Raw genomic sequence first — 19,542 nt, forward strand, 5'->3', positions numbered from 1 at the left:
CCATCAGGCGCGACCGTACACATCCTCGAACCGGACGATGTCGTCTTCGCCCAGGTAGTCCCCGCTTTGCACTTCGATCAGCACCAGGTCAATCACGCCGGGATTCTCCAGCCTGTGCTTGTGCCCGGCCGGGATGAACGTCGATTCGTTGGTGTTGAGCAGCAGGTCCATGTCGTTGTTGATCACGCGGGCCATGCCGTTGACGACGATCCAGTGCTCGCTGCGGTGGTGGTGCATCTGCAGTGAAAGAGAGGCCTTGGGCTTGACCACGATGCGCTTGATCTTGAAGCGTTCGCTTTCTTCCAGGACAGTGTAGGTGCCCCAGGGCCGGTGGACCGTGCTGTGGACCAGATGGGCGCTATGGCCCGAGCGCTTGAGTTGGCTGACGATGTGCTTGACGTCCTGCGCCTTGTCCTTGTGGGCGATGAGCAGCGCATCGCTGGTGTCCACCACGACCAGGTCTTGCACGCCGACCAGCGCCGCAAGCCGTTCGGTGCTGCGCACGTAGTTGTTGCAGGCTTGATGCAACAGGACTTCGCCTTCGATATGGTTGCCTGATTCGTCTGCCGGGATCAGCTCGCTGACCGCGTCCCAGGAACCGATGTCGCTCCAGCCTATCGAGCATGGGATGGTGGCCACTTGGTCGGAGCGCTCCATCAGGGCATAGTCGATGGAAATGTCGGGCACGTGGCCGAACTGTTCGGCATCAAGGGTGATGCTGGCATAGTTCTTCGATTGGGCCAGGCGCGAGGCTGCCAGAGTCGCCTGTACGGATTGCAGCACGTCGGGGGCATGCCGGGCCAGTTCGGCGATGACTGTGCCGGTGCGCAAGCAGAACATACCCGAGTTCCAGAGGAAATTGCCCGCTTGCACATACATGCGGGCCGTTTCCAGGTCTGGCTTTTCCACGAAGCGCTTGACGCGAAAGCCGTGTTCGAGCGGGGCTTGTGCGTCGCATTCGATGTAGCCATAGCCAGTTTCCGGTCGCGACGGCTCGATGCCGAAGGTGACCAGGTAGCCTGCGGCGGCCAGCTTGCTGGCCTGCCCCACGACAGCCTTGAAGCCGCTTTCGTCCGACACCAGGTGGTCGGCGGCCAGCACCAACAGGATGCTATCGTCGCCGTGCTGCGATTGGGCATGCAGCGCGGCGGCCGCCACAGCGGCGGCGGTATTGCGGCCGAAGGGCTCCAGCACGTAGCTCAGGGCAAGTTCGGCCGTGGGCACCTGCTTGTACTCGTCCTCGGTCTTGAACAGCAGTTCGCGATTGGTGACGGTGATGATTTCGACCACGTCTTCCAGCGCAGCGGCGCGGCGGAATGTTTTGCGGATAAGGTTGTCGCCGTCCGGCAAGGGCATGAACGGCTTGGGATGCGTCTGTCGCGAAACGGGCCAGAGACGGCTGCCGACGCCGCCGGACATGATGACGGGAATAAGCTTCATCGAGATCCTTGTTGTTCAGGTCTAGGACTGTCTACCCAGTAGCCAGCCGCTGCGGACATGCCGGAAGAGGGCAGCATCAATACGCATTTTTGAGGATTTTACCCGGCTGCCGAGCGCCAGAAGCCGCCGCCACCCGCAAGGCCAGCCTGAGCATTTCTTCCCAGGGATCGGCCAGTCGCCCGGGCACTTTCAGCCCTTTGACCAGCCGGTCCACGTCATGGGCGTGCTGCACGGCCAGCGGCCATGCCTGGGCGGGAACGCGGGACAGCGCCTGCAGCGCCAGGCGCTCGTGGTTGCCGAAGAAGCGCAGCCGGCGCATCAGGCCGTTGACGTCCTGGCCGCCGGCACGGGCCTCGGCCAGGCGCGCCAGCGAGCGGATTTCCTCGCCCACGGCCCACAGCACCAGCGGCAGCGCCTCGCCTTCGGCCCGCAGGCCTTCGAGCATGCGCACCACCCGCGGGGCGTCGCCGGCCAGCATGGCGTCGCGCAGGCCGAATACGTCGTAGCGGGCGACGTTCATGACCGCCCGCTCCACGTCCTCGGCCGCAATGGGGCCTTCGGGGTAGAGCAGGCCCAGTTTCATGATCTCCTGGTGGGCGGCCAGCAGGTTGCCTTCGACCTTGTCGGCGATCCATTGCTGGGTCGCGGCATCGACGCTTTGGTTCTGCCGGGCCAGGCGCTGGGCGATCCAGCCGGGCAGGCGGCTGCGGTCGATGGTGGGCACTTCGACGAAGGCGGCGTGCGCGGCCAGCGCGCCGGCCCATTTGCTCTCGCGCGTGGCGCGGTCGAGCCGGGGCAGCGACAGCACCACCACGGTGTCCGGATCGGCCTGGCCGCGCGAGGCCTCGGCCAGTTGCGCCAGCGTCTCGCCGCCGGTCTTGCCGGGCTTGCCCGACAGCAGCTTGATCTCGAGCAGCTTGCGCTCGCCGAAGAGCGAGACGCTTTGTGTCTCGGCGGCCACGGCGCCCCAGTCGCTGCGCGCGTCCATCACCAGCGTGCGGCGTTCGGTATAGCCCTTCTGGCGTGCGGCGGCGCGCAGGGCGTCCAACGCCTCCGTGACCAGCAGCGCCTCGTCGCCGGTCACGCAATACAGCGGCGCGAGCGTGGCGGCTTGCTGCGGCGACTGGATCAGGCGGTCCGCCTCGATCGGCTGGGGCATGGGCGGATCAGTAGCGGCTGGGCCGCGATCCCAGGGTGGGGGGCTGGTCCGGCGCGGCTGGCCTGTCGGGTCCCGTCTGCGGCGCGGGCGCAGCCACGGCAGGGCCCAGCGTTTCGGCGTCGGGATTGGCCCTGAGGTTCTCGATGGCCAGCGTGACGTCGGGCGCGGTCAGGCGACGGACGATGCGCGCGACCAGGGAGCGTTCCATGTCCTCGAACAGTGTCTGGGCCTCCTGCTGCTTGGCCTGCAGCACCTGGTCGTCATACGGCATGTCGCGCACGGCCGTCAGCGTCGTGTCGGGCAGGATCACCCTGCCCCGGTCGTCCACCAGCCGAAAGACGTAGCGCACCGTCAGCTCGTATTCCTCGACCCGGCCATCCGGGTTGAGCGAGACGTCCCGCTCGCCGCGGCTGCGCGCCACCTCGACGAACGAGGCCTGCGCTTCCTTGGGCGTGGCTACCAGCCGCGTGTTGGGCGAACTGGCCTGCAGCGCGCGCCGCAGGTCCGCCCCGAACCGGGTGTTGTCCGGCGTCCCGATGTACAGCGTCTCGAGCGGCATCGGCTGCGCGCCGCGCAGCGCAAAGCCGCAGCCGGCCAGCATGGCCAGCAGCGCCACGCCGGCAAGGCGGGGCAGGAGAGCGGAAAGGGACAGGGAGCGAACCATGGGAGAGACCTCAGCCTACGACGTTGACCAGCTTGCCCGGCACCACGATAACCCGTTTCGGGGGGCGGCCTTCGAGATAGCGCGCCACGGCCTCGTGCCCGGCCGCCTGGGCTTCGATGTCCTGGCGGGCGGCGCCGTTGGGCACGCGCAGCGAGCCGCGCAGCTTGCCGTTGACCTGCAGCACCAGCTCGATCTGCTCGGCAACCAGGGCCGCTTCATCCACCTGCGGCCAGGGCGCGTCGAGCAGGTCGCCATAGACGCCGGCATAGCCCAGTTCGCGCCAGAGCAGCCAGGTGATGTGCGGCACGACGGGGTAGAGCACGCGCAGCAGCACGCCCAGGGCCTCGGCCAGGGCCGCGTCGGCCTGCGGCCCCTCGGGCAGCTGGGCGCCGTCGATGGCGTTGAACATCTTCATGCAGCCCGAGACCACGGTGTTGTACTGGATGCGCTCGTAGTCGTAGTCGGCCTGCTTGAGCAGGGTGTGGATTTCGCGGCGCAGGTCCTTGGCCGCGGCCGGCGCGTCGGCCGCGTGCACGGGGACGCCGGCGGCCAGGGCGGCCTGCACCCGGGCCTGGCGCGCATGGCAGGCCGACCACAGGCGGCGCAGGAAACGGTTGGCGCCTTCCACGCCGGAGTCGGACCATTCGAGCGTCTGCTCGGGCGGGCTGGCGAACATGACGAACAGGCGCGCGGTGTCCGCGCCCTGGGTGTCGATCAGCGATTGCGGGTCCACGCCGTTGTTCTTGGACTTGGACATGGTGCCCACGCCGCCGTAGTCCACGGGGCTGCCGTCGGACTTGAGACGGGCGCCGACGATGGCCCCGCGCGCGTCATAGGTGTTCTCGACTTCTTCGGGCCAGAAGTACTCGACGCCGCCCTGGGGCGTGCGCCGCGAGTAGATGTGGTTGAGCACCATGCCCTGGCACAGCAGCCGGGTGAAGGGCTCGTCGAACTTGAGCAGGCCCAGGTCGCGCATGACGCGGGTCCAGAAGCGGGCGTACAGCAGGTGCAGCACGGCGTGCTCGATGCCGCCGATGTACTGGTCCATGGGCATCCAGTAATCGTTGCGGGCATCGACCATGGCATTCGGGTTGCCGGCCGAGGCGTAGCGCATGAAATACCAGGACGAGTCCACGAAGGTGTCCATGGTGTCGGTTTCGCGGCGCGCCGGCTTGCCGCAGCGCGGGCACTGGCAGGCCAGGAAGGCCTCGTGCCTGGCCAGCGGGTTGCCGCTGCCGTCGGGGATGAGGTCTTCGGGCAGCACCACCGGCAGGTCTTTTTCGGGCACCGGCACCGGGCCGCAGTCCTCGCAATGGATGATGGGGATGGGCGTGCCCCAATAGCGCTGGCGCGAGATGCCCCAGTCGCGCAGCCGGAAGGTGGTCTGCTTCTCGCCCAGGCCCAGCGCGGCCAGGTCGGCGGCTACCGCATCGACCGCCTGCGCGTGGGGCAGGCCGTCGTACTTGCCCGAGTTGACCGTGCGGCCGACCTGCTTATCGCCATACCAGTCCTGCCAGGCCTGCAGCGAGAACTCGCGGCCCGGCGCCTCGATCACCTGGCGGATCTCGATGCCGTACTTGCGGGCGAAGGCAAAGTCCCGCTCGTCGTGGGCCGGCACGCCCATGACCGCGCCGTCGCCGTAGCTCATGAGCACGTAGTTGCCCACCCAGACCGGCACCGGCTGGCCGGTCAGCGGATGCGAGACGGACAGGCCCAGCGGCATGCCTTCCTTTTCGCGGGTGGCGATTTCGGCCTCGGTGGTGCCGCCCTTGCGGCACTCCTCGATGAAACGGGCGATCCCGGGCTGCCCGCGCGCGGCCAGTTCGGCCAGCGGGTGCTCGGGCGCGACCGCGCAGAAGGTCACGCCCATGATGGTGTCGGCGCGCGTGGTGAAGACATACAGGCGCCCGTCCTGCACCAGCCGGCCCTGTTCGTCGCGGATCTCGTGCGGGAAGGCGAAGCGCACGCCTTCGCTCTTGCCGATCCAGTTCTCCTGCATGACGCGCACGCGCTCGGGCCAGCCCGGCAGGCCGTTCTGGACCGGATCGAGCAGTTCCTGGGCGTAGGCGGTGATGCCCAGGTAGTAGCCCGGGATCTCGCGCTTTTCGACCGGCGCGCCCGAGCGCCAGCCGCGCCCGTCGATGACCTGCTCGTTGGCCAGCACCGTCTGGTCGACCGGGTCCCAGTTGACGATCTGCGTCTTGCGGTAGGCGATGCCTTTTTCCAGCATCTTCAGGAACAGCCACTGGTTCCATTTGTAGTATTCGGGATCGCAGGCGCACATTTCGCGCGACCAGTCGATGGCCAGCCCCATCGCCTTCATCTGCTTCTTCATGTAGGCGATGTTGTCGTAGGTCCATTTTGCCGGCGGCACCTTGGACTTGATCGCGGCGTTCTCGGCCGGCATGCCGAAGGCGTCCCAGCCCATGGGCATGAGAACGTTGTAGCCGCGCATGCGCAGCTGGCGCGCCATCATGTCGTTGATGGTGTAGTTGCGCACGTGGCCCATGTGCAGCTTGCCGCTGGGGTAGGGCAGCATCGAGCAGGCGTAGAACTTGGGTTTTTCGCTGCCGTCGGCGCGCTTGGCGTGCTCGACGACGCGGTAGGCGTCGCGGGCCTGCCAATCGGCTTGGGCGGCGGCTTCGACGGCATTGGGTTGATAGCGTTCCTGCATGGCGGTCCGGGCGTGCGGCAAAAATGGGTCGAAGGCCGCGCGCTCGCGCGGCCAAAGCTCTTGATTATAGAAGTAGCGGCGCGGCTAGGGTTGCCCGGGCGGCGGCAGGGCGGGCACCCGGGCCGCGGGCGAGCGCCATTCGTAGGCCAGGGCGGCCAGCGCCAGGGCCGCGCCGGCCAGGCATACGCCCGTCCAGCCAGCGTGTTCGTAGAGGGTGGCCGACAGCAGGGATCCGGCCGCCCCGCCCAGGAAGTACACCGTCATGTAGGCGGCGGTCAGCCGGCTGCGGGCATCCGGGCGGATGCGGTACAGCGTGCTCTGGTTGGTCACGTGCACCACCTGGATGGCCATGTCCAGCACCAATACGCCGGCCACCAGCGCTGCCAGCGAGACTGGCGCCAGCGCCAGCGGCGCCCAGGCGGCCAGCAGCATCAGCAGGCCCCAGCGCGTCAGCCGGTTGCCCAGCCCCCGGTCGACCAGGCGGCCGGTGCGGGTGGCCGCCAGGGCCCCGGCGGCCCCGGCCAGGCCCATCAGGCCGATGGCCGTGTCCGAATAGCCATAGGCCGGCCCGGCCAGCAGGAAGGTCATGGCGGTCCACAGCACGCCGAACATGGCAAAGACCAGTGCGCCCAGCAGGGCGCGGGCGCGCAGCAGGGGCTCCTGCACGAACAGTTCGCCCACCGAGCGCAGCAGGCTGGGATAGGACAGCCGTTCGGCGCTGCGCGAGGCCGGCAGCACCCGCCACAAGGCGGCGGCGCACAGCACCAGGGCGCCGGCGGCCAGCCAGTAGACGGTGCGCCAACTGCCCAGGTCGGCCAGCGCGCCGGCGGCCGTGCGCCCGAGCAGGATACCCAGCAGCAGGCCGCTCATGATGGTGCCCACCGCCCGGCCGCGCTGGGCCGGCCCGGCCAGCGTGGCGGCATAGGGCACCAGCACCTGGGCCACCACCGAGAGCAGGGCGGTGATGGCCGTACCGGCAAAGATCATGGCGGGCGCTTGCGCCGATGCGGTCAGCAGCAGGCCGCAGGCCGACAGCAGCGTCATCAGCACGATCAGCCGGCGCCGCTCCAGCAGGTCGCCCAGGGGCACGAGCAGCAGCAGGCCCAGCGCGTAGCTGAGCTGGGCCGTGGTCACGATGGCGCCGGCCCGCGCGGTGGACAGGCCGAACTCCAGCGAAATGGTGTGCAGCAGCGGCTGGGCGTAGTAGTTGCTGGCCACCGCCAGGCCGGTGGCCACCGACATCAGCACGATGACGGGAGTGGTCAGGCGGGAGGGGGCGGGTCCTGCGGGGCTTGCGGCATCTTGGCCCATTGTCATGGACCTGGCCTGCGCGGCTCTGAATTGCGTTGCTCCTGGGGCAGCTTTATTTTCCGCTCGACCACAGAAATAAACCGTTCGGTTTCCTGTACGATCTTTTGGGCGGTATCAAGATCGACGCTTTCGTCAGAGTAGTCCGCAGCAAGGCGAACCGTTTCCGCCCATTTCAAGGAACGGCCGGTCTCGGTTGAAATAATGCCGGTTTTCACGAAATGTTCGCTAAACGCCGCAAGCGTTCCCTTGTGTGTTTTCCCTTGCGGCACTCCAGCAGAAATCAGCGCCGCTTTGGCTGCATCGAACATTGCGTAATACGCTCTGTTCACGGCTCCGTCAGGATCGCCATCATCAAGCAGGGATTGGGCCGACATCGCTGCGCGCTTTGCCTTTACCATCAAATCAGATGAGCTCATAACAGAACCCCTTCCTCTTTGATGTTTTTCAACAGCCAAGGGTTGGAATGTCGGTCCGGGTGTTCCCACTGGTCAACCCAGATCGGCATCGCCTGGACATTCACCCCTGTCTTCAGCAATACAGCATAAGCCGCATCCGCCATTTCCAAAGCAATCGGAATGGTTTTTTGCGCAGGCCCTTTCAGGAGAATGGCAACATCAGCATCGCTAGAGCCAATGTGCGTCCCGCGCGCGCGGCTCCCGAAAAGCACAGCACCGGCATAGTCCGGCCGTTTCTTTACTGCCGCCAGGAACTCTCGGACCGCGCTATCCGTTGTTGGATCAATTCGGCTACCCATGATGGTCCTCCTTCCTGGCTGCCAATCTAGTTAGTGCAGGGCAGTGGAACGTCGTTTGCCTGGCGCTGAACCTGCGCAGAATGTACCACCTAGGAAAACGGATAAGGCCCCGCGCGCAGCGGGGCCTTTTGCCAGCAGGCGGCCCTAGAACCCGACCGCCTGCCCGTCGCGCCGGGCGTCCGAGGCGGCGAAGTAGTGCTCTCCCAGGCGCTGGATGAGCTGGGCCGAGCCGAACTCCAGGCTGTCGGGCGCGGCCACCGCCAGGTTGTGGCCGCGATCGCGCAGCACCTGCGCCACGTCGGCGGGCAGGTGGGACTCGACGTTGACCACCGGGCCGTTCTCGACCCGAAAGCGCGGCGCATCGTTCATGTCCTGGGGGTTCTGGCCGAAGGCGGCCAGGCGGGTGACCATCTGCAGGTGGCCCTGCGCCTGCATCGAGCCGCCCATCACGCCGAAGGCCATCAGCGGCTGGCCGCCGCGCGTGACGAAGCCCGGGATGATGGTGTGCATGGGCTTCTTGCGCGGGCCGACCTGGTTTACGTGGCCGGGCGTGAGCACGAAGTTCAGGCCGCGGTTGTGCAGGCTGATGCCGGTATCGGGCACGACCACGCCCGAGCCGAAGCCGTGGTAGTTGGACTGGATGAACGACACCATGGTGCCGCTGGCGTCGGCCGCGGTCAGGTAGACCGTGCCGCCGGCCGGCGGGGTGCCGGCTGCCGGCGTGCCGGCGCGGTCCAGCCGGATGAGCTTGGCGCGCTCGGCCAGGTAGGCCGGGTCCAGCAGCTGGTCCGCGCCGACCCGCATGTGGGCCGGGTCGGCGATGTGGTGGTGCAGGTCGGCAAAGGCCAGCTTCATGGCCTCGATGCTGACGTGGTAGTAGTCGGCGCTGTCGCGGCCCATGGACTCCAGGTCGAAGTGTTCCAGGATGCCCAGCGCGATCAGCGCGGCGATGCCCTGGCCGTTGGGCGGGATCTCGTGCAGGTGCACGTCGCGGAAACGCTGCGAGATGGGCTGGACCCATTCGGCCTCGTGCGCGGCCAGGTCATCGGCCGTCAGGGCGCCGCCGGTGCGGGCGGCGAAGTCGGCGATACGCCGGGCCAGTTCGCCGCGATAGAAGCTGGCGCCGCCGGTTTCGGCGATCTCGCGCAGCGTGCGGGCCTGCGCTTCGAAGCGCCACACCTCGCCGGCCTGCGGCGCGCGCCCGGCCGGCAGGAAGGCTTCCTTGAAGCCCGGCTCGTGCGCCAGCTTGGGCGATTGGGTGGCCCATTGGCGGGCGATGGTGGGCGAGACCGGGAAGCCGCGCGAGGCGTATTCGATGGCTGGCTCGAACAGCTGGGCGAAGGGCAGCTTGCCGAACCTGTCCGACAGCGCCTTCCAGCCGGCCACCTGGCCCGGCACCGTGACCGTGCCCCAGCCGGTGGGCGGCATGGCGTCGCGCCCGGCGAAATATTCGGGCGTCCAGGCGGCGGGCGAGCGTCCACAGGAGCTGATGCCGTGCAATTGCCCTTCGTGCCAGACGAGCGCGAACATGTCGCCGCCGATGCCGTTCATGACCGGCTCGACCACCGTCAGGGCGATGGCGGTGGCCAGCGCGGCGTCGACGGCGTTGCCGCCGGCCAGCAGCATGCGCAGGCCGGCTTGCGAGGCCAGCGGCTGGGTGGTGCTGACCACGTTGGCGGCCAGCACCGGCATCTTGCGAAAGGAATAATGGAAGCTGGGGTCGAAGGGAGGATTCATCCTGCTCTTGTGGAAATGGGAAGAAAAGGAACGCTCCCGCGCCGGCCGGCGCGGGAGGAAAGAAGGGATGTTACTGGATGCTCAGGCCGGCCTGCTCGACCAGCTGCTTGGTGCGGGGGATTTCGGCCTTGATGAACTCGGCGAATTCCTGGCGGCTGCCGCCGCGCGGCTCGGCGCCGGCCTGCGCCAGCTTCTCGCGCAGCTCGCCCGTGGTCAGCACCTTGTTGATGGCCTGGTTGAGTTTTTCCAGGATGGGCTCGGGCGTGCCCTGGGGCGCGACCACGCCGTACCACGGCGCGATGTCGTAGCCCGCGTAGCCTTGTTCGGCGATGGTGGGGATCTGCGGCGCCAGGGCGGCGCGATCGGCGGTGGACATGCCCAGCGCCACCAGCCTGCCGCTTTGCACGTGGGGCAGGCCGGTCATGATGGTGTCGAAGTACATCGTGACCTGGCCGCTGATCAGCGCCGGGATGGCCTCGCCCGCGCCCTTGTAGGGGATGTGCAGGATGTCGACGCCGGCCACCGAGCGCAGCATCTCGCCGGCCAGGTGCGAGGTGGTGCCCGGGCCGAACGAGGCGTAGGTCAGCTTGCCGGGATTGGCCTTGGCGTAGGCGATCATCTCGGGCAGCGTCTTGAAGGGCTGCTCGGTGTTGGTCAGCAGGATGTTGGGGGTATAGGCCACCATGGACACCAGCTCGAAGGCATCCGGGTCGTAGCTCAGGTTCTTGTGCAGGTAGCGGTTGGTGACCACGGCGGCCGGCCCGCCCATCAGCAGGGTGTAGCCGTCCGGTTCGGCGCGGGCCACCATGGTGCTGCCGATCGCCGCGCCGGCGCCCGGGCGGGCTTCCACGATGAAGGGCTGGCCCAGTTCCTTGCCCAGCGCCTCGCCCAGCTGGCGGGTGATCAGGTCGGTGGCCGAGCCGGCCTGGAAAGGCACCACGATACGCACCGCGCGCTCGGGCCAGGCGTCGGCCGGCTGCGCGCCAGCGGCCAGCGGCAGCAAGGCCGCGCCCGCCACGGCAAGGTTCTTGAGGAAGGAGAGTTTCATGTGCGTTCCCTTGGTTTGTCGATGTTGCGCCTACAATGAAGGCAAGATTTGCATCCTTGGATAATTGGATCCAATCTTACACACTGTTGTACCACAAGAAGGGGGGAGCGGGAAAATCGCGATGCAAGACATGCTGATTACAAGAATGGCGTTGACCGCCGAGGAAGAGGCTTACCAATACGTGCACAAGGCCATCAGGCTGGGTTGGCTGCGCGCGGGCGAGCGCCTGGTGCCCGAAGCCATCGCCAGCGAGATCGGCACCAGCCGCATGCCCGTGCGCAGCGCCTTGCGGCGCCTGGCGGCCGAAGGGCTGGTGGAGATCCGCGCCAACCGCAGCGCCGTGGTGCGCGGCCTGAACCAGCAGGAAATGCAGGAAGTCTTCCAGATGCGTTCGGTGCTCGAAGGGCTGGCCATGCGCAACGCGGTCGCCAACATGGGGCCCGAGCACGTGCAGCGCTTGGTCCACAAGCTGGACCAGCTGGAGCTGGGCACGGGCGACGATACCGACTGGACGGCCGCGCACCGGGACTTCCATGCCTATCTGTGCGGGTTCTGCCGCCAGCCGCGCCTGCTGCAGCAGATCGCCGACCTGCATTCGGTGGTCGAGCCCTATATGCGCCTGTGGTCGGCCCAGCCGGGCGGGGTGGGGCGCACGCGCGAGGCGCACCAGGAATTGATCGATGCGCTCAAGACGGCCGATGCGGATCATTGCGAGGCGGTGATGCGGCGGCACGTGATGAATACGGTCACGGCGCTTTATCCCTTCCTGATCGCGCGCAACTAGGCGCCGCGCCGCTAGCGTCCCTTGCCCCGGGCCGGCTTGCGCCCGGCCTGGCCGCTTCCGGCGCCGGAAGCGCCAGGGCCGGCCGCACCCTGGCCGGCCGCGCCATCCTGCAGCCGTTCCAGCCACGCCAGCGTGTCGGCGTAGCCCAGGAAGGCGTGCAGGTACCCGGGCGAGCACAGGCGCATCAGCGTCAGCGAGCGGTGCACCAGGTGGCTGGAATTGAGCGGGCCGGCGTTCTCGGGCACTTTTTCCTGCGATTGCCGCAGCTGCCGTCCGGCGCTGGCGCGCGTGAGGGCCAGGCGGAACTCGTCCAGCAAGGGCAGTTCCGGATAGGCCGCCTTGTGCCCGGCCAGCGCCGGATCCTGCTCGGCCAGGGCTTGCGCGCCGCCGGCCAGGTGGGCCAGCAGCCCGGCCAGGGGGCTGGGGCGGGGACGCTCAGCCACCGCCGGCTTCCGTTTGTGCCCGCTGGCGCGGGATGGGCGCGATTTCGACGCGGCGGTTCCTGGCGCGCCCTTCGGGATCGTCGTTCGAGGCCACCGGCTGCTCGGCCCCGAAGGCCGCGGCGAAGACCGAGGCCGACGGCACGCCCGCCTCGATGAGCGCGCGCGTCACCGTCAGGGCGCGCTTGGCCGACAGCTCCCAGTTGTCGGCAAAGCGCAGGTTGCCTTCGTGTATGGGACGGTCGTCGGTAAAGCCGCTGACCATCAGCAGTTCCTGGCGGGTTTGCAGGTAGCCGGCCAGCGGCGCGGCCAGGCTTGCGATCAGGGCCTGGCCCTCGGGCTGCAGCGCATCGGAGTTCAAGGCGAACAGCACGCTGCCGCTGATGCCGATGCGCCCGTCCACCAGGGTGACGCGGCCGCTGGCCAGCGGCCCGGCCAGGGCCTGCTCCAGCGCCTGGCGGCGCTGGCTTTCGGCCTGCCTGGCGGCGAGCGCCTCGTGCAGCCGGGCCGACAGGTCCAGTTGCACGCCGATCACGCCCAGCAGGATCAGCACGAAGGCGCCCAGCAGCACCGACATGAGGTCGCCGAAGACGGCCCAGGCCGGCGCCGAGGGCTCCAGATGTTCGTCCAGGTCCGGTTCCGCTCTCATGCGCCCGCCGCGCCAGCCGGCAGGGCGGCCTGCTGGCGCATTTCCTCGAGGATCTGTTTCTGTGCCATCAGGCTCAGGTCCACGACCTCGCGGGCCTGGGCCACGTAGTAGGCCAGCTGTTCGTCGCCGCGGGTGCCGGCCTGCTCCAGCGCGGCCTGCAGTGCCTGCAACTGGGCCAGCAAGGTGTCGCTGGACTGGCCGAAGGCCTGCACCGAGGCCGCCAGCGTCTGCCCGAGCGTGGCGATTTCCTGCGCGCCGTCGCCGATCCGCTGCGCGGCGGCCGCCAGCTTTTCGCCGTCCTGGGCAGTCTGCGCGTCGTAGCGTTGGCCCGCCTGCTCCAGCATCCGGGCCGAGGCCGATACCAGCGCCTGGATATCGGCCTGTTGCCGCGCATGTCCCTGGCTCAGGGCGTCGTGCAGCTCGGCCAGGCTGGCCAGCAGCTGGCTGCGCTCCTGCAGCATGGCGTTATCGCGCGCCATGCCTTCGGAAATGTGGCGGCGCAATTCGGCGATGACCTCGGCGGCCGCCTGGGGCGCCTGGGTGGCGGCGTCGGCCAGCTCGGCGATGCGGCCGATGGTGCTGCGGGCCTGGGCCTGCGTCTCGGCGGCAAGATCGTTCAGTTTTTCGGTCCAGGCGGACAGGCGCGCCTGTTCGGCCTGGGCCAGGCTGGCCTGCAGCGCGGCTTGCGATTGCTCCAGCGACTGCGACAGGGCAGCCGCCTGGCGGGCCAGCCGCTCGTCGGCGCGCTCGAGCAGGCCGGCCGTGCTTTGCTCCACCGAGCGGGCCAGCCCTTCGAAGGCCGCGCGTTGCGCCGTGCCCAGCGTTTCGTTGTCTTGCCGCTGGCGCGTCATGGTTTCGTTCCAGGCGTCGGCTACCAACTGCGCGGACCGTTCCAGGCGCGCCTCCAGCGCCTGCATCCGGGCGGCCACGCCGTCCTGCAGCGCTTTCATCTGTGCGGCCACGCTGTCTTGCAGCGCCGCCTGCGTGGCTGCGCCTTGTGTGGCCAGCTTCTCCATCGTGGCGGCCACGGCTGGCGCGATGGCCTGGCCGGCGGCCTGCGCGCTGTTGACGGCTTGCTGTTCCAGCGTGCGCGCCAGCGTTTCGGCCAGCCTGGCGTAGGCCTGTCCGGCCTGGTCCTGCAGCGTTTCGTGGCCGGCCGCCAGGCGCGCGTGCAGCGCCTGCTGCTCGGCCTGCCAATGCGCCTGCCGCGCCTGCTGGTCGTCGGCCAGGTGCTGGTGCAGCGCTTGCTGGCTGGCTGCCAGGCGTTCGTGCAGGGCTTGCTGGTCCTGCGCCAGCCGTTCGTGCAGCGAGGCCTGCATGGCCGCCACGCGCTCCTGGTGCGCCTGGTTCTGCGCGGCCAGCGTCGCCAGCAAGGTGTCCATCCGTTCGACCAGCGCCGGCAGCGCCTCGGCCTGGCGCTGCAGCAGCCGGAAGCTCTCCTGGCGCTGGTGCGGCCGGCTATAGCCGCGCAGGCTGGTGGCGATCCGCGCATCGAGCAGGCGCGAGGCCTGCACGCGCTCTTGCCGGCACAGCGCGCTGACCAGCCCGAGCATGGCCGATGCGGCGACCCCGGCGATCGAGGTGCCGAACGCAAAGCCCAGGCCCTGTATGGGCGCGGCCAGCGAAGCGCGTATGGCCTGCAGGTCGGTGGCGTTGGCCAGCGCCAGGCCCGTGCCGCGCAGCGTGGCCACCATGCCCAGGAAGGTGCCCAGCATGCCCAGCAGCACCAGCAGGCCTACCAGATAAGGCGTGAGCGCGGGCGTGGGCAGCGCCGAGCGCTCTCCCTCGATGCGCAGGCGCACGCCGGGGCGCAGGCTCTCGGGCAGCGCCGCCAGCCAGGCGGGCAAGTCGGGCGGCGGCTCGGACAGGTCCCGGGCCGCGCCGGCCAGCGCTGCGGTATCGCGCTGATAGCGCAGCAGCTCGAACGCGCCCAGCAGGTAGAAAGCGCCGATCAGCGCGGTCACCGCCAGCGCCATGGGATTGCTGCCCACGTAGCCTGCGCCGATCCAGCCCAGCACTGCCAGGCCCGCCAGGAATGCCGCGTAACGGAAAATATGTCTGCTCATTTTTTCATGGGTTAGAGGCGCGCAGGGCGGCATCCAGGCCCTGCAGCGGTTGCAGGCGCACGTCCAGCTCGGCCAGCAGCACGCCGCGCATCTCCTGCGCGAAGACATCGAGCTCGGCACCGGGCGCCGCCGCCGCGCCTGCCGGCACCTGCCGAGCGGCCTGCGGGCCGTCCTGGCGCAATTGCCGGAAGCGGCGTTCAAGCAGGGCGGGCACGCCGGCCAGCGCGGCGCGCTCGCGCGCGCCCAATACGCGTTCCATCACCGCATCGAGCATCGCCAGCCTGGCCGCCTGTCCGCCTGCGGCCGCCAGCGCCAGGCGCCATTGGCCCCGCAGGCTGCCGATGGCCCTTTCCATCTGCTCCTGCAAGGCGACGTAGTGGCGCCGGTAGGGCGCGTAGTCGGCGGCCGTCTCGGCCGGGTCTTCCGGTACGGCGGCCTGCGCCGGCACGCTGCGGCGGGCAGCCGCGTACGGCCGCTCGTCGGCGATCGCCTGGGCCAGGCGTTGGCGCAGCCGGGCCAGCTCGTCGCCCGGGGCGGCCCGGGCGGCGCCGGGCACCACGGGCGGATCGCCGTTCAGGGCGGCCGACAAGGCGATGGCGTCGGTCCAGCCCAGCCAGGCGCCCAGCTGGTCGGGCAGCGGCACGCCGGGCGCGGCCGGCGCGGCCTGGGCCAGGCGCGCCAGCAGGCGCACGAGCGGCGGACCCTTGATACCGGCGTGCCGGAACGCTTGCGTCATAACACCCGCGTCAAAAAGCCAGCAGTTTACACGCGGGACCGCGCCAGGCGCCCCAGGGCGGGCTCAGCCGGTGACCAGCCGGTCGAACAGGTCCGGCGCGCCCACCTGGCCACCCTTGAGCATCAGCTCCAGGCCATCGAGCACCGGGTCGGCGCTGTGGGCGCGGCACACGGTCACGCCGGCGCCCAGGGCGGCGCGGTAGGACAGGCTGCGCAAGGCCAGGGCCCGCGTGGCCAGGCTGGAGGTGTCGCCGCCGGCCACGCCGATGCGCCGCAGGGGCCGGCCTGCGGCGGCCATGGCGGCAACGGTCTGCGCGACGAAGGCCGCGGTGGCTTGCGCCGCGTGCGTCGTCGCCGCGGCGTCGGGATGCGCGCCGGCCTGGGCGGTATGCACCAGCACGTTGCGTCCGGCTTGCAGGGCCTGGCGGGCGCGTTGCAGGCAATCCTGCCGGTAGCGTTCGTCGGCCAGCCAGCGCAGGGGATCGGCGGCCTGGCGCTCGTAGCAGCGGGCGTTGGCGATCTGCCGGGCCGTGACCGGCGATAGGCTGCCCGCCAGCACGAACACGGGGCCTTGCGCGGGCGCCAGCGCAAGCGGCCCGGGCACCGGCTGCGGCGAGCCGGGCTGCGCCGCCAGCCAGGCCTGGGCCACGCTGCTGGCGCCCACCGCCAGCAGGCGTGCGCGGGCCGCGCGCCTGGCGATCAGGCCGCCCACCACGGACAGGTGGGCCGGCTCGGCCACGTCCAGCAATATCGCCTGATAAGCCGGCGCGCTGTCGCGCAGCGCCTGCATCAGGTCCGACAGGCGTGTGTCGAGTTGGCCGGCCGGCTGCGCGTAGTCGGGATAGTGCAAGGCGGCGCCCTCCGGCAGTCCCAATGCGCGCAGGTGCCGGAGCAGGTCGGCCTCGCCCATGGGCGTGACCGGGTGGCGGCTCATCGTCGGATGACGGTCGATGCGGTGCACCTGGCCGTCGGCGCCGGCGCGCGCGTACAGGTTGCCAAAGACGCAATAGCGCCCCAGGCTGGGCTGCCCGCCGACGATGGGCACGCAGCTGTCCTGCACGTATGGGTGCAGCGCCGCGATGGCGGCTGCGATGTTGCCCGCATGGGCGGCGCTGTCGAAGGTCGAGCAGACCTTGTAGTGCAGCACCGAGACGCCGGCGCTGGCGAAATAGCGCCCGACCGGCGCAAGCTCGGCCTGCAGGGCCTGGGCCGGCAGCGCGCGCGCGACGCCGGCGATGCCTATGGCATCGAGCGGCCCCGCCTCGGCCAGGGCCTGCGGCCCGGGCACGTCCAGGAACAGCTGCGTGCGCAGTCCCGCCTGGGCCAGCGTGGCCAGGGTGTCGGTGGCGCCGGTGAAGTCATCGCCATACCAGCCGTAGGCCGGTTTTGCCGGGGGAGCGGCGCGGGTCACTTCAGCGTCCCTCCGCGCTGCCGAAAAAGGCCAGGGCCCGCGCCAGTTCGGGGGCCGTGCGCGCCTGTTCGGCCAGCGGCACCCCCGCCGCGGCGGCCTGCCAGGCCTGCCGGATGCTGGCCACGCCCGCGGCCGGGCCGTCGGGGTGGGCCAGTATGCCGCCGCCGGCCATGAAGAGCAGGTCGTCGCTGGCGCAGGCCTGCCAGGTGGCCGGCACGGTGCCGGCCCACTGGCCGGACGAGACCACGGGCATGACCACGTCCTGGGGATCCTGCGGATCCAGGGGCTGCAGGCAATGCCGCAGGGCCTGCACGACTTCCTCGTCGGGCTGGGCAAACTTGCCTTGCAGGCCGTGCACGTGCATGTGATCGATGCCGGCCAGGCGCCACAGCGTCTGGTAGGCCTGCACCGAAATGCCCAGCAGGCCGTGGCGCGACAAGGCGCCGTAGCCGTTGCGGTGGCCGTGCAGGGCCAGGCCGGTGTGCCGGCGCAGGGTCTGCACGCCGGCGTGGCCGACCCAGTTGAGGCTGGCCATCACGCAGTTGCCGCCCTCGCGCTCGACCAGGTCGGCATGCCGGCGCATGGCGTCCACCTCGTCGGTGATGTTGAAGGCGAACATCACCTGCTTGCCGGTCCGGTCGGCATGCGCCCGCAGCGCCGCCATGACTGCCGGCACGCGCTGCGAGATGGGCGAGTGCGGGCTGTTGGCGTTGATTTCGTCGTCCTTGATGAAATCCACGCCGGCCCGGCACAGCTCGGCGACCAGGCTGGCGGTCTGCGCCGGGGTCAGCCCGACGCTGGGCTTGATGATGGTGCCCACCAGCGCGCCTTGCGCCACGCCGCTGCGCGCCCGCGTGCCGGCCACGCCGGCCGCCGGGCGCTCGAAGGCCCGGCGGTACGAGGCCGGCAGGTGCAGGCTTTCCAGGCGCAGGCCGGTGACCTCGCCCAGGTCGTAAAGATTGCCGCATACCGTGGCCACCAGCGTGGGCAGGTTGGCGCCGGTGTTGGCTGCCGGAAACGACACCCGCACGCGCGCGCGCCGCCAGGGTCCGGCCGCGCCCTTGCGCGCCAGGTAGGCGTTGGGCAGGCTGGGGGCGGGCGCAGGCGCCAGTTCCTCGACCTGCATGACGGTGGCGCGGGCGCGGGCGCGCAATTCGTCGGTTTCGCCCTGCACGCGGGTGAAGGTGCCGCACGATTGCTCGCCGGCGATCACCTCGGCCACGCGGGCCGGCTCGAACGGCGTCTCGATGAGGTAGCTGGCCTCGTAGCGTTCTGCGTTCATCGGGCGGCCAGCGTGCTCAGGTCGGGAAAGGGCCGCACCGGATCCTGGCCGTCCCAGTCCCGCGAGGCTTCGCGGATCATCCGGAACAGGGTGCCCTTGGGGCCGGCAACCTCGGACAGCTCCACGACGGCGCCGGGATGGAACTCGGTGTCGAAATAGCAGAAGCGGCCGTTTTGCCCGACTTCGCCGCTCATCACCACCTGCAGGCTGTGCGCCTGCGCGCGCGCCAGGTCGCGGTCGTAGTCCTCGGTCCAGTAGGCCACGTGCTGCAGGCCCGTGCGCCCGGCCTGCAGGAAGTCGCGGTACATGGACGGCACGTCGTTGCGGCACTGGATCAGTTCGACCTGCACCGAGCCCGAGTTGGCCAGGGCCACCGAGTTGTGGGGCTGGTGGCTTTGGCCCTTGTAGCGGTAGTTCTCGATCGGCACCCTGGGGTTGTAGAACCAGGGCCCCACGCCCAGCGTGCCGCTCCAGTAGTCCATCGCGGCTTCGATGTCGTGTACGACGTAGCCCAGTTGGCGGATCTCGCCGAATATGCTGCTCATGTTTGCTCCCGTGTCGGCCTTTACCGGGCGCCCTTGACGATTTCGTCGGGGATGGGCACGCCCGCGTATTTCATGTGGATGTCGTTGAGCTTGCCGTTGGCCAGGTTGGCCCGGATCCAGTCATCGACCCATTGCTTGAGCTCGGGCTGGTTCTTGCGCATGGCGATGCCCAGCTGGTAGGACTCGATCACGAACTTCACCTCGAACTCGCGGGCCGGGTTGCGCTTGGCGATGGCCGCGATGATGGGCGGCGTGATGGCCACGATGTCGGCCTGGCCGCTGGCGGCCGCGGTGATCGAGGCGGCCTCGTCGTCAAAGCGCACGATGCGGGCCTGCGGCGCGCGTTCGGAAACCAGCTTGTCCTGCGGGCCGCCGCGGGTCACCGCGACGGTCTTGCCGGCCAGGTCCTGCATGCCCGACAGCGCCAGGCTGCGGGGCGCGCCGACGGCAGCCTGGATGGCGCCGTACGGAATCGAGAAATCCACGGCCTTGGCTCGCTCGGGCGTGATCGACAGCGAAGAGATGATCAGGTCGGCCTTGTTCGAGAGCAGGTTGGGAATCCGGGCCGAGTTGGTTGTCTGCACGATCTCCAGCTCGACCCCCAGGTCCTGGGCGAGCAGCCGGGCTGCCTCGACGTCCGAGCCGGCCGGCTGCATCTTGTCGTCGATATAGCCGTAGAAGGGCGCGCCCAGGTCTATGCCCACGCGAATTTTGTTGGCGGCCTTGATGTCCGCCAGGCTGTCGGCCTGGACGGCCGGGGCCAGCACCGCCAGGCTGGCGGCCGCCACTGCATGGCGAAGCAGGGTAGAGAGTTTCATGTCGGTCTCCGTGGTAGGTATCGTT

At 69.5% G+C, this 19,542-nt stretch carries 18 protein-coding genes; 1 reads left to right on the top strand and 17 read right to left on the bottom strand.

Annotation, left to right across the window (positions count from 1 at the left end; translation table 11 throughout):
* Positions 1-3 precede the first annotated feature (3 nt).
* The 9 genes from V8Z80_RS06095 to V8Z80_RS06135 all read right to left on the bottom strand — a co-directional run bounded on the left by V8Z80_RS06095 (position 4) and on the right by V8Z80_RS06135 (position 10,787).
* Positions 4-1,440 carry a mannose-1-phosphate guanylyltransferase/mannose-6-phosphate isomerase gene (locus V8Z80_RS06095; protein WP_336061364.1) on the bottom strand — a complete coding sequence of 479 codons (1,437 nt, stop codon included), beginning with the start codon at positions 1,438-1,440 and terminating at the stop codon, positions 4-6.
* A gap of 76 nt (positions 1,441-1,516) precedes the next feature.
* Entirely contained in the window at positions 1,517-2,599 is a 1,083-nt protein-coding gene (gene holA, locus V8Z80_RS06100) for a DNA polymerase III subunit delta (RefSeq protein WP_336061365.1), read from the bottom strand.
* A gap of 7 nt (positions 2,600-2,606) precedes the next feature.
* On the bottom strand, positions 2,607-3,263 hold the full coding sequence (locus V8Z80_RS06105; RefSeq protein WP_336061366.1) for an LPS-assembly lipoprotein LptE: 657 nt from the start codon (positions 3,261-3,263) through the stop codon (positions 2,607-2,609).
* A 10-nt stretch (positions 3,264-3,273) separates the two neighbouring features.
* Positions 3,274-5,937: a leucine--tRNA ligase gene (leuS, locus tag V8Z80_RS06110; RefSeq protein ID WP_336061367.1), complete on the bottom strand. Its 2,664-nt coding sequence runs from the start codon at positions 5,935-5,937 to the stop codon at positions 3,274-3,276.
* Positions 5,938-6,021: 84 nt separating this feature from the next.
* On the bottom strand, positions 6,022-7,254 hold the full coding sequence (locus V8Z80_RS06115) for an MFS transporter (protein WP_442951943.1): 1,233 nt from the start codon (positions 7,252-7,254) through the stop codon (positions 6,022-6,024).
* The gene (locus tag V8Z80_RS06120; RefSeq protein ID WP_336061368.1) at positions 7,251-7,664 is read right to left on the bottom strand and encodes a HEPN domain-containing protein; all 414 of its coding nucleotides are present in this window, start codon (positions 7,662-7,664) and stop codon (positions 7,251-7,253) included. The genes V8Z80_RS06115 and V8Z80_RS06120 overlap by 4 nt, the downstream gene beginning before the upstream one ends.
* Positions 7,661-8,002, bottom strand: a complete 342-nt coding sequence (locus V8Z80_RS06125) for a nucleotidyltransferase domain-containing protein (RefSeq protein WP_336061369.1) — start codon at positions 8,000-8,002, stop codon at positions 7,661-7,663. The genes V8Z80_RS06120 and V8Z80_RS06125 overlap by 4 nt, the downstream gene beginning before the upstream one ends.
* A gap of 144 nt (positions 8,003-8,146) precedes the next feature.
* Positions 8,147-9,739: a gamma-glutamyltransferase gene (ggt, locus tag V8Z80_RS06130; RefSeq protein ID WP_155195237.1), complete on the bottom strand. Its 1,593-nt coding sequence runs from the start codon at positions 9,737-9,739 to the stop codon at positions 8,147-8,149.
* Positions 9,740-9,809: 70 nt separating this feature from the next.
* A complete protein-coding gene (locus tag V8Z80_RS06135; protein WP_155195236.1) occupies positions 9,810-10,787 on the bottom strand; it encodes a Bug family tripartite tricarboxylate transporter substrate binding protein in 978 nt (325 codons plus the stop codon).
* 130 nt (positions 10,788-10,917) lie between these two features.
* Between V8Z80_RS06135 and V8Z80_RS06140 the strand changes: the two genes are divergently transcribed.
* Entirely contained in the window at positions 10,918-11,571 is a 654-nt protein-coding gene (locus V8Z80_RS06140; protein WP_155195244.1) for a GntR family transcriptional regulator, read from the top strand.
* Positions 11,572-11,582: 11 nt separating this feature from the next.
* On the opposite strand, the gene V8Z80_RS06145 is transcribed toward V8Z80_RS06140, so the two are convergent.
* The 8 genes from V8Z80_RS06145 to V8Z80_RS06180 all read right to left on the bottom strand — a co-directional run bounded on the left by V8Z80_RS06145 (position 11,583) and on the right by V8Z80_RS06180 (position 19,517).
* Positions 11,583-12,014, bottom strand: coding sequence for a DUF2894 domain-containing protein (locus V8Z80_RS06145; protein ID WP_442951944.1), 432 nt, complete (start codon positions 12,012-12,014; stop codon positions 11,583-11,585).
* Positions 12,007-12,660 carry an OmpA family protein gene (locus tag V8Z80_RS06150; protein WP_155195233.1) on the bottom strand — a complete coding sequence of 218 codons (654 nt, stop codon included), beginning with the start codon at positions 12,658-12,660 and terminating at the stop codon, positions 12,007-12,009. The genes V8Z80_RS06145 and V8Z80_RS06150 overlap by 8 nt, the downstream gene beginning before the upstream one ends.
* Positions 12,657-14,726, bottom strand: a complete 2,070-nt coding sequence (locus tag V8Z80_RS06155) for a DUF802 domain-containing protein (RefSeq protein WP_336061370.1) — start codon at positions 14,724-14,726, stop codon at positions 12,657-12,659. Before V8Z80_RS06155 ends, V8Z80_RS06150 begins: the two co-directional genes overlap by 4 nt.
* Positions 14,727-14,730: 4 nt before the next feature.
* Positions 14,731-15,462 carry a DUF3348 family protein gene (locus V8Z80_RS06160; protein ID WP_155195231.1) on the bottom strand — a complete coding sequence of 244 codons (732 nt, stop codon included), beginning with the start codon at positions 15,460-15,462 and terminating at the stop codon, positions 14,731-14,733.
* A gap of 63 nt (positions 15,463-15,525) precedes the next feature.
* Positions 15,526-16,872 carry a four-carbon acid sugar kinase family protein gene (locus V8Z80_RS06165; protein ID WP_336061371.1) on the bottom strand — a complete coding sequence of 449 codons (1,347 nt, stop codon included), beginning with the start codon at positions 16,870-16,872 and terminating at the stop codon, positions 15,526-15,528.
* Between the two features lies 1 nt (position 16,873).
* Positions 16,874-18,154 carry a ribulose-bisphosphate carboxylase large subunit family protein gene (locus V8Z80_RS06170; RefSeq protein WP_336061372.1) on the bottom strand — a complete coding sequence of 427 codons (1,281 nt, stop codon included), beginning with the start codon at positions 18,152-18,154 and terminating at the stop codon, positions 16,874-16,876.
* Positions 18,151-18,699: a VOC family protein gene (locus V8Z80_RS06175; RefSeq protein ID WP_155195229.1), complete on the bottom strand. Its 549-nt coding sequence runs from the start codon at positions 18,697-18,699 to the stop codon at positions 18,151-18,153. The genes V8Z80_RS06170 and V8Z80_RS06175 overlap by 4 nt, the downstream gene beginning before the upstream one ends.
* 20 nt (positions 18,700-18,719) lie before the next feature.
* Positions 18,720-19,517, bottom strand: coding sequence for a transporter substrate-binding domain-containing protein (locus V8Z80_RS06180; RefSeq protein WP_155195228.1), 798 nt, complete (start codon positions 19,515-19,517; stop codon positions 18,720-18,722).
* Positions 19,518-19,542: the final 25 nt, after the last annotated feature.

Source organism: Orrella sp. JC864, assembly GCF_037026685.1.
In the GTDB taxonomy this organism is placed as follows: domain Bacteria; phylum Pseudomonadota; class Gammaproteobacteria; order Burkholderiales; family Burkholderiaceae_B; genus Orrella.

Bases quoted from the DNA above. Each gene is read 5' to 3' on its own strand.
- V8Z80_RS06095 (WP_336061364.1), bottom strand. From the start codon at position 1,440: ATGAAGCTTATTCCCGTCATCATGTCCGGCGGCGTCGGCAGCCGTCTC.
- holA (WP_336061365.1), bottom strand. From the start codon at position 2,599: ATGCCCCAGCCGATCGAGGCGGACCGCCTGATCCAGTCGCCGCAGCAA.
- V8Z80_RS06105 (WP_336061366.1), bottom strand. From the start codon at position 3,263: ATGGTTCGCTCCCTGTCCCTTTCCGCTCTCCTGCCCCGCCTTGCCGGC.
- leuS (WP_336061367.1), bottom strand. From the start codon at position 5,937: ATGCAGGAACGCTATCAACCCAATGCCGTCGAAGCCGCCGCCCAAGCC.
- V8Z80_RS06115 (WP_442951943.1), bottom strand. From the start codon at position 7,254: ATGACAATGGGCCAAGATGCCGCAAGCCCCGCAGGACCCGCCCCCTCC.
- V8Z80_RS06120 (WP_336061368.1), bottom strand. From the start codon at position 7,664: ATGAGCTCATCTGATTTGATGGTAAAGGCAAAGCGCGCAGCGATGTCG.
- V8Z80_RS06125 (WP_336061369.1), bottom strand. From the start codon at position 8,002: ATGGGTAGCCGAATTGATCCAACAACGGATAGCGCGGTCCGAGAGTTC.
- ggt (WP_155195237.1), bottom strand. From the start codon at position 9,739: ATGAATCCTCCCTTCGACCCCAGCTTCCATTATTCCTTTCGCAAGATG.
- V8Z80_RS06135 (WP_155195236.1), bottom strand. From the start codon at position 10,787: ATGAAACTCTCCTTCCTCAAGAACCTTGCCGTGGCGGGCGCGGCCTTG.
- V8Z80_RS06140 (WP_155195244.1), top strand. From the start codon at position 10,918: ATGCTGATTACAAGAATGGCGTTGACCGCCGAGGAAGAGGCTTACCAA.
- V8Z80_RS06150 (WP_155195233.1), bottom strand. From the start codon at position 12,660: ATGAGAGCGGAACCGGACCTGGACGAACATCTGGAGCCCTCGGCGCCG.
- V8Z80_RS06155 (WP_336061370.1), bottom strand. From the start codon at position 14,726: ATGAGCAGACATATTTTCCGTTACGCGGCATTCCTGGCGGGCCTGGCA.
- V8Z80_RS06160 (WP_155195231.1), bottom strand. From the start codon at position 15,462: ATGACGCAAGCGTTCCGGCACGCCGGTATCAAGGGTCCGCCGCTCGTG.
- V8Z80_RS06170 (WP_336061372.1), bottom strand. From the start codon at position 18,154: ATGAACGCAGAACGCTACGAGGCCAGCTACCTCATCGAGACGCCGTTC.
- V8Z80_RS06175 (WP_155195229.1), bottom strand. From the start codon at position 18,699: ATGAGCAGCATATTCGGCGAGATCCGCCAACTGGGCTACGTCGTACAC.
- V8Z80_RS06180 (WP_155195228.1), bottom strand. From the start codon at position 19,517: ATGAAACTCTCTACCCTGCTTCGCCATGCAGTGGCGGCCGCCAGCCTG.